Source organism: Buttiauxella sp. B2 (assembly GCF_006376615.1).
GTDB lineage: Bacteria > Pseudomonadota > Gammaproteobacteria > Enterobacterales > Enterobacteriaceae > Buttiauxella.
Map to the genome: position 1 here is coordinate 1 of NZ_VEXQ01000049.1, position 7,120 is coordinate 7,120.

The window sequence follows — 7,120 nt, forward strand, 5'->3', positions numbered from 1 at the left end:
CTTATTCCGGCTGACGTATGCGCTGGAAACCGCGAAAACGGCTCGCTGGATTTACAGGGTTCTGAGCGACCAGGAGTGGTCCGGACGTTATGCGATCAGTCTGAACGACGGCGTGAACGGGGTTTATCTCTCCCGTTCATCACTCGATGTGGCGTTTAATGATGACGGACAGCAGACCCGCCCCCTTCTGGCACGACTGACCGGCAGTGTGCCCGGGTTTGAACAATTACTGCTGCGCTGTGGCTGGCAGTTACAGACAGCCACGGACATTGCATTACCCTTTGTCTACCGCCTGATAGTCTCCCCGGTTTCACCGGAAACGTCGTGAGGTGAACATAAGTCAACATCGACACATTCTGTCTCTGAATGGTGTTAAAAACCAAACTAAGTGGGGGTGATTTGGGAAACGGAAGTTTTGTACATTAAGAGCATTATTTAATCAATGCTGAATGGCACGCACATCGCTGATGGGACAATCGGTACATATCCTTAGCCCACTAGTTGCCTACACCTATCTGGTGGTGAGCATGTTAAAGAAAAATTATTATAAAATCAGTTAGTTACATTCAAAATGTCGCTACTGAGCAGTATTATTATGTTAGTTCTATCGCTGTTACTGGGCATAATCCCGCTATCATCTTCTTAGAGAATTTTATGCACTGGTTGGTTGAACATCTGGATTTTACCCTTCCTTTATTGCAGATAGTGGCGATCGATCTGCTGCTGGGGGGGGATAATGCAATCGTTATCGCAATGGCCTGCCGCATGCTCCCTGCAGAACACCAGAAAAAAGCAATCTTGCTGGGTACTGTCGGGGCCGTGCTGGCCCGCATCATTCTTCTGGTAATCTCAGTGCAACTGCTTGCGCTCCCTTGGCTCAAGGCCGTGGGAGCCATTTTGCTGTTATGGATAGGCTGTAAACTGGTGGCAAATGACGAAGAGGAGGAAGAGATCTCTGCAGACAGTCGGCTATGGAAAACCGTATTAACTATCATGATCGCCGATGTACTGATGTCTCTGGACAACGTTCTGGCTGTTGCTGCTGCGGGTAAGGGGAATCTCTGGCTGGTGTCACTTGGGGTTGCCATCAGTATTCCAATAATCGTTTTGGGTAGCAAAGTCGTGCTGAGGTTACTGGCGTGTTTTCCGGTGATGATTAAGCTGGGTGGTGCGCTCATCGGCTGGATTGCTGGAAGTATGCTGGTAACAGACAATGCGCTGTTGCGCTTCACCGGAGAAATTCAGCATCTGCCGCTAATCTCAGGGATGGCTGGGGTTTTGTTAGTGCTTCTGTCTGGCTGTATACTGGATCGCTCATAAAGTATGAGCGTAGTAGTGTAATTCCAGGTCTAAAACTAATGTAGGTAATCCCAAATTTTTTCCGCTATTGATGAAGCGGCGTTGGCTGATGAGTCCCTGCCCGCTGCCGGGTTAGATACTTTCGTTAAAAAAGCCCTTACCGGCCAGTCATCCCTTCCGCCAGCTTTATAACGTGGTGCTGATGCCCCATATTGGTGAGTCTACACCAGAGGCCCTAGACACCCTCGCACGATCTGCTGCTCAACCATCGAAGCTTTTCGCCAGTTGCCGGTCCCGAATATCGGCGACAGCATGGGGCGTAGCGTGGGCTTCAGCCTTATCATGCAGACCGACAGCTTGTGTTGTGTGGTCCGGCACTGACGGTCAAAGTCAGACCTGGCGATAATCTGATGATCCACAAAGCCATTGAAATGGCTCTGCCAGGCGATGTGATTGTGGTTGACGGTGCGGGAGATCTGACGCAGGCACTGATTGGTGGTCTGATGCGTACCTCAGCGATAACGAAGAAAATTGCCGGATTTGTCATTGATGGCGCTATCCGCGATCTGAACGAATGGGCCGAAGGTGGCATCGCCGTTTATGCCCGTGGCACTACGCTGTGTGGTCCAAGCAAGGATGGTCTGGGTGAGATGAAGTTACCGTTAGCTGTGGCGGAATGGCCGTCTCACCGGGTGATTTGATAGTAGGTTATACGGATGATGTGATTGCCATTCCTTGCGCAGATCTTGATACATTGCTACCGAAAGTCCATCAACATGTTAAACGGGAAGCACCGATCCTGAGCGTTTCAACAGGCTGCTTCGGAGCAAAGGTTGTCTACTTTAATAGGTCAAGTATTGGGTCCGCTTGGAAAACGGATAATATCCTCCGCTAGGCCAGATCTCTCACTACCAGAACGACTGGACAGAATTACGCTTTTGTCCAAGTGGCGTTGAATTTGCGAAAAGTGGCTTGGTCGTTCGGGCTATGCTGAATATCCAAGCCTGGCGGGGTTATGCTTTATTTGTAACAGGGGTTTTTCCTAAAGTTTAAAAATAATCAGGAACAACGCTTCGCCAGCGATTACTTTGAAAAACCTTATCCCTATTCCAGAAAAATTTCCCGCCCATTTTATATTATGCAGACCATATAGGTGTGAATATTCATTTGTATTTTTGTATCTTTAAGTTCATTGCACCTATCATTAACGGTTATATATAAGCCTGCATCATCATTCTTACGGATATATTTGTACGTATTTGTTTATTTTTAAATAAAATTCAACTTGGTTACCCTCCCTATCGTGATGTTCATCACAAATAATCAGAGTGATAGTGGTAACGTGCATATTCGTCAGAAAATCCATAATGTACAGAGGAGTCGTTATGTCTGGATATATTTATGTTCCACCAACAGCAAATAATTACCCAGGGCTTGATCGTGGATTTAATCAACGTTATACACTCGAAAATGATCTGACTGAAACAAATGGCGAAGGTGTTTATTTAGCATCGAGTACTGATGATGTTTTAAACGCCCTTATTGACATTAATAATAATCACACTCCCTTATCCGGTGAAATTAGAGTGATCTCCGGAGGTCATTGCTATGAGGATTTCACTTTTAATCGACGAGATACATCCTCAACAAGCAACAAAACTCGCTTTGTCATTGATTTGAGTAATATGCGAAATATCGACGAGGTGACTATAAATGGCACGGATTACATTACCGTTGAGCCCGGAGCTTCTAACTGGTTAATTCAGCAAACATTACACTCTAAATATGGTGCTGCGCTTCCGGGAGGATCCTGCTATTCCGTCTGCGCGGGCGGACATATATCTGGTGGTGGTTATGGCTTGCTCTCTCGCCTGCATGGCCTGACGGTTGATTATCTTGCAGGTGTCGAAATGGTTATCCCGGATAGAACTGCAGGTTTCGCCCTCAGAACATTTGATGAATCTGATTCAGACAGTCTGAACTGGGCAAGCCGTGGTGGTGGCGCGGGTCACTTTGGCGTAATTACGAAATATTATTTCCGTAAAGACAAAGTCCCTGCCGCACCAGAAAGGGCGCTGTTCGTTGCTTTACCCGTTCCATGGAGTCAGTTCGCTGATAACACCAATGGAGCAGGAGCGGATAATTTTACCCGGTTTATGCAAGCTTACTATACCGCAACAAGCAAACTCCCTGGCCAGGCTTTTACGTTAGGTAAGTTTACTTTTATGACGGCCACAACGGATGTGATGTCCATCGTCATGCAGGTGGTCTACGGTGATAACTCCGGTCATAGCCACACAATAGGTGGTGTTGATATTGATCCGATTACCACTCAGGCAGGGGCACAAGAAGTGATCAGAAGCTTCTGGTCTGAACTCGATGAATGGATAGTTGAACCTGAAACCTCTCAATGGCATAAGCAGCGTTTCAACCTGATCGGGCATCCTGTTTCTGCACAGGTAGCCCTTGATACGGTCTATGACTTACCGTGGATTGATATGACGCAATTGCTTAATGGTTCTGGCGAAAATCAGAAAGGGAAATATAAAAGCAGTTATATGATCACTAATTTTACCGGCAATGAAGCAGCTTCCATTTATGAGTTTCTGACAGATACTCAGACTGATAATGTCGCTCCTGTATCAGCGGACACATCACAAACTCTAATACAGATTGACAGCTATGGATTGCAAATCAATAAAATGGATTCTGGGCATGACGGTAATACTGCAGTTGCAGCCAGAAACTCCTTGCTTAAAACTCAATATCAAACGTACTGGAAAACATTGGAAGGTACTACGCCTGCGCAAGCCCTGCAAATTGAAACGGATATTGTGACCTGGTTCAATCTTGGTTATAATAATATCCACCTCAGCGCCACTGATGGCGCTTCTTCATTCCCGGTATGGGGAAATAAATATCAGGGCTGCTACTTTAACTATCCGGATCGACAGCTAGGCGTGAACGATGGCTATGCTGCAGACCCAGGCGCTTCCTACGGTAATTTTCTGGGGATATATTTTGGTGGGTCAGTTGCTTATCAGCTAAATGAAATTAAAGCAAAAGTAGATCCCGGTAATGTTTTTTCGCATTCACAATCTGTATTGAATGTATCATCCTCTTAAAGAGGCTAACTTATAATGCAGCCAACCTCGTAAAGGTTGGTTGTATTTATTTTCCAGTTTCGTGCCGATGCTGCTACAACCAATTTCCCTCTGTCATCTTCTAACGGTAGAGTAAGCCACTCATTTTTGTCCACGTGATTATTCGATAAACTGTTGGCCGCGAGACTGAAAATAATTCAGCAAGATCACGGGCCATGCTGTTGCCATCCCCATGCCCTTCAGGCATAAAATCCAGAAGTTAGCGCTTCCAATGCTTTATCCTAAAACCAATTAAATTCAGATGGTTACTTCATGAGTCATGGTATAAAACCAAACTATACAGTTATTTTAAGGTTATGACTTAATATGAAAAATGATAAACCAGATCCTTTGCGCAGATTATTGATCAAAGCTCCCATGCTCGCCCCTTTACTGACGACATTACCGGCATCTGCGAAAGAAAAAATGCTGTCGCAAATGACGGAGACCAAAATAGTTTCCAGTATTCCTGCATCGGGACATACCTTGTTGCTCAAAAATGCCGATGTCGTCGTCACTATGGATGAACAGCGCCGGGAAATAAAACGGGGATGTATCTACATCAAAGGGAACGTCATTGTGGCTGTCGGTACCGAGGCTGATGTCCCGCAGACGGCTGATCGGATCATCGACCTAAAAGGGCACATTGTTATTCCGGGACTTATCAATACTCATCATCACATGTATCAGACTCTGACCCGCGTGGTACCCGATGCACAAAATGGTGAATTGTTTAAGTGGCTCTCTGCGCTATACCCCATCTGGGAACGTCTGACTCCGGAAATGATGAAAGTGGCCACTAAAACGGCGATGACAGAACTCATGCTGTCAGGGTGCACAACTTCCAGCGATCACCAGTATGTTTACCCAAATGGCATCAAACTCGATCACAGTATTGAGGCGGCGCAAGAAATGGGAATGCGTTTTCATGCCTGCCGCGGCAGCATGAGTGTCGGGCGTAAACAGGGAGGGCTGCCGCCAGACTCAATCGTTGAGGATGAAAAAACAATACTCGCAGACACCCAGCGGGTTATTGAGACCTATCACGATGCCAGCGATGGCTCAATGCTGCGTATTGTGGTTGCTCCCTGCTCCCCCTTCTCGGTCAGTGAACAGCTGATGCGGGACTCAGCCAAACTGGCACGTGAGTATGGCGTATCCTTGCATACGCATCTGGCAGAAAATATTAGTGATATTGAATACAGCAAAAAAAAGTTTAACAAAACGCCTGCCCAGTACGTTGAGGATCTGGAATGGGTAGGGCATGACGTCTGGCACGCGCACTGCGTCAAACTGGATGATTACGGGATGAAGCTCTTTGCCCGCACAGGAACCGGTGTTGCACACTGCCCGTGTTCTAACATGCGTCTTGGGTCCGGGATTGCTCCGGTGCGTCATATGCTGGATGCGGGAATGCATGTCGGATTAGGTGTGGATGGTTCAGCGTCCAATGACAGCTCTGACATGATAGGTGAGGTGCGTCAGGCGCTATTGTTGCAACGTGTTGGTTTTGGACCGGATGCGCTGACGGCTCGTGAAGCGCTGGAAATTGCCACTCTCGGAGGGGCGAAAAATCTTAACCGTAATGATATCGGTGCGCTGGCTCCAGGGATGATGGCTGACCTTGCTGTTTTCCGGCTCGACAAAATTAGTCTGGCGGGTGCAAACCATGACCCGGTGGCCGCTCTGGTATTCTGTAATCCAGGAGAGGTTGCTTACAATATCATAAATGGGCGCGTTGTGGTGGAGAACGGTAAAGTCACCACTGTAGACGTACCGGTAATTATTGAGCAACAGAACAGATTCGCTCATCAATTGATTATGGGCTGATCGAGCAACATAAGGGTTTTGAGGACCATCTGGGCGAAAACCTACATTAAGAGAATAACAGTCTGAAATATAAAAATATTTCAGACTGTTATCTTTGTCCTAAAATGAGGTTCCAAATATCGTTTTTCAGTCATTTTGATACTCGGTGATATCAATATCGATTTTTAAAACCATTGGCCCTCAAACCCCTATACGCTGACGCTCAGGCAGGGAGTGTCAGGACAGGTTGGCATCCTCCCCGCCCTTTTCGGGGCATTTCAAAAGGGCAAGGATCCCAACAGCGTTCAGACCGAAGTCTGACTCGCCTCGGTGGGTTCCTGCTTCATCGAGGGGTCTGAAGCTGTCATCTCTCCTCAGGTTAACGCGACATGCCTGCTGCTAAAATATTACGTGCACTGTTGATGTCGGCGTTTTCGGTATATCCACATTCCAGACACACAAACTGGCTTTGTGACTGACGATTCTCTTTCGCTATATAACCACAACACGGACATTTCTGGTTCGTCCAGGTGGGGTTTATCGCCAGCACCTGACCAACACACCAGAGTTGCTTGTACTCCAGCTGACTGGTGAAGCTCGTACAACCCTGATCTAATATTGTACCGGCAGAAGTCACCCTGGCTGGCCTGTATGATGGAGCACATGTTCAGCATGCTACAGTGGTTCTGAATGGCAACGGACAGCAGACGTTGTCTCTGACTGCTGAGGATATTCTCAGTCATGCGCAGACCAATCTGTTTATCCACGATGGCATGCAGCAGCTGGCTATTAATGGTGATAAAGGGGATGTGGTTGAGCTGAAAGTATCTGACCTGGCGGCGAATGGCCAGTGGCACGATGCCGGGCAG

The 7,120-nt window shown here is 47.1% G+C and carries 5 protein-coding genes and 2 pseudogenes; 6 read left to right on the forward strand and 1 reads right to left on the reverse strand.

Going from position 1 to position 7,120, the window contains the following annotated elements:
* The 5 genes and pseudogenes from FH968_RS23760 to FH968_RS23055 all read left to right on the forward strand — a co-directional run.
* Positions 1–328: pseudogene (locus tag FH968_RS23760) on the forward strand (hypothetical protein); the annotation flags it as partial.
* A gap of 326 nt (positions 329–654) precedes the next feature.
* A complete protein-coding gene (locus FH968_RS23040; RefSeq protein WP_139883743.1) occupies positions 655–1,320 on the forward strand; it encodes a TerC family protein in 666 nt (221 codons plus the stop codon).
* A 338-nt stretch (positions 1,321–1,658) separates the two neighbouring features.
* A complete protein-coding gene (locus FH968_RS24005) occupies positions 1,659–2,000 on the forward strand; it encodes a hypothetical protein (protein ID WP_223271377.1) in 342 nt (113 codons plus the stop codon).
* Positions 2,001–2,684: 684 nt separating this feature from the next.
* Entirely contained in the window at positions 2,685–4,424 is a 1,740-nt protein-coding gene (locus FH968_RS23050; RefSeq protein ID WP_189389340.1) for an FAD-binding protein, read from the forward strand.
* A 456-nt stretch (positions 4,425–4,880) separates the two neighbouring features.
* Complete coding sequence (locus FH968_RS23055; protein WP_223271379.1) at positions 4,881–6,272, forward strand: 8-oxoguanine deaminase; 1,392 nt, start codon at positions 4,881–4,883, stop codon at positions 6,270–6,272.
* 284 nt (positions 6,273–6,556) lie between these two features.
* On the opposite strand, the pseudogene FH968_RS23060 reads toward FH968_RS23055, so the two are convergent.
* Positions 6,557–6,873: pseudogene (locus FH968_RS23060) on the reverse strand (zinc ribbon domain-containing protein); the annotation flags it as partial.
* Positions 6,874–6,931: 58 nt separating this feature from the next.
* On the opposite strand from FH968_RS23060, the gene FH968_RS23065 reads away from it, so the two are divergent.
* On the forward strand, positions 6,932–7,120 hold a 189-nt coding region (locus tag FH968_RS23065), incomplete at its 3' end, for a hypothetical protein (RefSeq protein ID WP_223271378.1).

Bases quoted from the DNA above. Each gene is read 5' to 3' on its own strand.
- FH968_RS23040 (WP_139883743.1), top strand. From the start codon at position 655: ATGCACTGGTTGGTTGAACATCTGGATTTTACCCTTCCTTTATTGCAG.
- FH968_RS23050 (WP_189389340.1), top strand. From the start codon at position 2,685: ATGTCTGGATATATTTATGTTCCACCAACAGCAAATAATTACCCAGGG.
- FH968_RS23055 (WP_223271379.1), top strand. From the start codon at position 4,881: ATGACGGAGACCAAAATAGTTTCCAGTATTCCTGCATCGGGACATACC.